Source organism: Streptococcus mitis SK575, from assembly GCF_000257865.1.
In the GTDB taxonomy this organism is placed as follows: domain Bacteria; phylum Bacillota; class Bacilli; order Lactobacillales; family Streptococcaceae; genus Streptococcus; species Streptococcus mitis_CQ.
Window position 1 is genome coordinate 1 of sequence record NZ_AICU01000034.1, and the last position, 3,997, is coordinate 3,997.

The 3,997-nt window shown below is 38.6% G+C and carries 3 protein-coding genes and 2 pseudogenes; 1 reads left to right on the forward strand and 4 read right to left on the reverse strand.

Features of this window, described 5'->3' with window-relative positions:
* A pseudogene (locus HMPREF1048_RS13690) lies at positions 1 to 130 on the forward strand (damage-inducible protein CinA); the annotation flags it as partial.
* 357 nt (positions 131 to 487) lie between these two features.
* On the opposite strand, the gene HMPREF1048_RS05495 reads toward HMPREF1048_RS13690, so the two are convergent.
* The 4 genes and pseudogenes from HMPREF1048_RS05495 to HMPREF1048_RS05505 form a co-directional block, all read right to left on the reverse strand.
* Positions 488 to 1,792 carry a PspC family transcriptional regulator gene (locus tag HMPREF1048_RS05495; protein ID WP_000753302.1) on the reverse strand — a complete coding sequence of 435 codons (1,305 nt, stop codon included), beginning with the start codon at positions 1,790 to 1,792 and terminating at the stop codon, positions 488 to 490.
* A gap of 219 nt (positions 1,793 to 2,011) precedes the next feature.
* Positions 2,012 to 2,920, reverse strand: a complete 909-nt coding sequence (locus HMPREF1048_RS13695) for a cell wall-binding protein (protein ID WP_000757034.1) — start codon at positions 2,918 to 2,920, stop codon at positions 2,012 to 2,014.
* 377 nt (positions 2,921 to 3,297) lie between these two features.
* Positions 3,298 to 3,756 (reverse strand): annotated as a pseudogene (locus HMPREF1048_RS0102200) (Rpn family recombination-promoting nuclease/putative transposase); the annotation flags it as partial.
* A gap of 4 nt (positions 3,757 to 3,760) precedes the next feature.
* The coding region (locus HMPREF1048_RS05505; RefSeq protein WP_000629791.1) for a FliH/SctL family protein at positions 3,761 to 3,997 on the reverse strand (237 nt) is incomplete at its 5' end.

Genomic DNA, 3,997 nt, shown 5'->3' on the forward strand with positions numbered 1-3,997 from the left:
ACTTGAACGCGGGAAAGTTGAAGGAAGTTTGTCTATGCTACTAAATCTCGTTCGCCAAGGTCTTCTAACACCTGAGGTTGCCAGCCAGCAATTGGGCATGAGCGTCGCGGAGTTTGAGGAGCTCTTGTAAGACCATACAATCACTAATAACATAAAAGTGAACAAAGCTGAAACATCGTTTTGTTCACTTTTTTCTTCTTTTCAATAGAACTCTCACTATAGTCCATATCACAAAAAGAGAAGGTCATAAATCCTTCTCTTTTATATTTTTAATTAATTAGTTTTTGCGTTTCACAAATGGAAGGGCACCAAAGAATAATCAAAGGAATCCTAATGATGTAACCACAACATTATCTTTTCCACTAGTATTTGGAAGTTCTTTCTTATCTGCTTCTTTTGCAACTGGAGCCTGATAAGTATTATATCAGCAAACATCTGCTATAAATAACTAAGCTAAAAATCTCCTAGTGACATAAACTAATTCAAACTACACCCATTCACCGTTTCCATTTACAGTATAACCATCTACAGTAGTGTTCACCGCCAAAGCTCCTGATGGGTATGAATAGTACCACTTACCATCTACTTTGAACCAGCCTGTCTTCATTGCACCTGAGCCATCTAGATAATACCATGTACCACTTTGGTTCAACCAGCCGGTTTGCATGGCACCTGAATTATTGAGATAATACCAATTACCATCTACAAGTTTCCAACCTGTCTGCATAGCACCTGAGCCGTCTAGATAATACCATGTACCATTTTCTTTTATCCATCTAGTACTCATTTTACCTAAACTGTCGAGATGGTACCAACTACCATTTATAAGTTTCCAACCAGTTTGCATGGCACCTAAATCGTTTAAATAATACCAATTACCATCAACTTGTTTCCAACCAGTTCCCATCACACCAGTTTCATCCAAGTAATACCATGAACCATCTTTGACCCAACCTGTCTTCATTCCATCTTCTTTAGAGAAATAATACCAGTCACTGTCAATCTTTTGCCAGCCAGTAACTTTTTTACCATCCCTGATATAGTAGACTTTACCATTTTCGGTTTTGAACTGTCCCACGCTTGCATTCGTACCTTGATTTTGGTTATTGCTTGCACCATTATTGGCATTAGCATTATTTGGGTTGCTATTTCCACTATTATTCACATTACTATTGTTAGTCGTTCCAGTATTATCTGTAGATTTTTCTGGTGTATACACATGGAAAAGAACACCATCTACCAATTTACCAGTAGAGTATTTATATTTTGGAATATCTGGATGACTTGTATCTGATGCTGCAGTTCCTGTACGGGGAGCCTTAATATCAATAGGGATATCACTACCCTTTTTGTATTCTACAAAACGAACTGTCTTTATTGTTATAGAATTTGAGCTAGATGTTGAACCGTGATTATTATCAGTACTAGCACTATTGTTTTGGTCATTATCTCTATGATATGGATTTGTTGGAATACTATTCGTGCTACTTGTGGTATCAGTAGGAGCATACATATGATAAAGAATACCCTCTTCCTCTCTACTGCTAGTATATTTATAATTAGCAATATCTGGATGACTTGTATTAGATGCAGCTGATCCTGCAAGAGCTTCTTTAATATCAACTAGTCTACCATTTTGGAATGTTACAAAATGAATTTCCTTAAATGATGAAGCCGATTGAGCACCTGTGGACGATGCACCAGTTCCTGTACTTGCAGCGCTTACTGGCTGAACTGCACCTATAGCTAGCACTGAAGTAGCTAGCAAGATACCTGTAAGTGTTTTCTTCATAAGAAAACCTCCTTGTTAACCTATTAAATTTATTTCATTATATTCCTTTTCTATAATTAATGCAATAAAAAACATAAAAAGTGTAGAAATATTTAAAGGTAAAAAGCTCTTCTTTATGTAGCATATCTTTAATACAATTCCTCATGCCCCAATAACTAGACTTGTCAAAAAAAGAAAAAACTAGGAGATTGTTCTCCTAGTCTTATTTATATATCGGTATTATACCAACTCACCACTTGCGTTAACTGTGTAACCGTCAGGAGTAGTTGTATTTACAAGCAAAGCACCTGAAGCATTTAGGTAGTACCAGTGACCACTTACATATTTCCAGCCTGTTTGCATTGCACCTGCACCATCTAGGTAGTACCAGTGACCACCTACATATTTCCAACCTTTTTGCATTGCGCCTGAACCATCTAGGTAGTACCAAGTTCCGTTGTCTTTAACCCAACCTGTTTGCATGATACCATCTTTATCTAGGTAGTACCAAGTGTCGTTATCTTTAAGCCATCCAGTTGCTTTATTTCCTTGAGCATCTTTCAAGTAAGTCCATTGACCTTTAGCGTTTTTAGCCCAACCTTGAGTAGCTTGACCATGCTCTCTAAAGTAACGAGCATTTCTTTGCTCAGGTGTTTCATTCAAGATGTAGTACTTACCTTCTTTTTTAGCAGCTGTATTCCAAACTGTTTGGAAATGTTTAATCGCTTCATTTCTAACCTTAGCATATGCTTCATCGTAAGCTGTCTTAGCTTTAGCAACTGCTAATTTGTATGGAGCTAAACGTACATCACGGTCATGAGCAAAATTTTCTGGAGCATTTTCTGCTTTACCATACTCTGCTAAAGTTTTGTTAAATTCTGCCTCAGCGTTTGCTAATTCTGCTTGAACTTTTTCAAGTTCTGCTTTCTTCACTTTGAGGTCTTCATTGTGAGCTGCGATATATTCATTAACTCTCTCAGCAGTAATAAATTCTGTTTGACTGTTATAAACATCATACTTTCCACCATCCACTAATGGTTGATCGTATGCACCTGGAAGGTTAGCCCCACCATTAACGTCTGCTGAAACAGCTTGAACAGCACCAAATGCTGCAAGAGCGACTGCGCTTGTCAATAAAACTTTTTTCATCGTTTTATCTCCTTTGTTTTTCATTATATTATTTTTCGTAAGACTATCTTACTACCATACAGTATATAAATATTTGCAGGATTTGTCAAGAGTTTTCTTATGTTTTTTAAACTTTTTTCCTATTTCTTCGAAAAAAGGAGAAGAAAACTTATTCGCGCAAAAATTCCCCCTGAAATACTCTAGCTTCCAAGTTGACATTTCGCAACTACTCATCCCTCAGATGATATCTTTTATATCCAAACTATATAGATAGTTAGACAGAACTTACTTCCTTGGTATTATCTTACAAACCCTTGTAAAAGTCAAGTAAAAACGGCAAGTATTTGGATAACACTTGCCATTTCATAAACTTCCTACTATTAGATAAAAGATCGAACTCACAGTAAAGCCTCAAACTCAGCTACTGTCATACCTAACTGCTGGCTGGCAACCTCAGAAGTCAGAAGACCTTGACGGACCATATCTAAGAAAGCAAAGAGTTTCCCACGTTCTAAACCTTGTTCAATACCCTCAGCTCGACCACGTTCAAGACCACGCTCTAAACCTTGTTCGATACCTTCCGCCCTAGCTGTTTCCAAAGCATAATCCTGTGCCAACAATGCCTGTTCTTCGCGCATACGTAGTTGACTAAACATCTTCCTGTCCTCCTCGGACCAGCTCTTGTAGTCTAGCAGTTGGTCTGCCTGGCTGATGGCTCGCTCGGGTTGCTGGGTAAAGGGTTTGTTCCCGAAAAACTCCAACCACGGTTTACGAACCTCGTCTTTGCTGGTTTCTCTGTATTTTTTTAATTCCAAGAATGCCATCTTAACCAGATGGTTTTCCTGACCGTTAGTGCTGGTCTTATAACAGCGCTTCAAACTCCGCTACTGACATACCCAATTGTTCACTCGCGAATTCGGAAGTTAGAGCATGTTGGCGAACCATGTCCAAGAAAGCAAAGAGTTTTCCTCGTTCAATCCCCTCAGTTCGACCACGCTCCAGTCCCTGTTCTAAACCTTGTTCAATTCCCTCTGCTCGTCCACGCTCTAAACCTTTCTCCTCAGCTTGTTCCAAGGCATAGTCATGCGCTAACAAGGC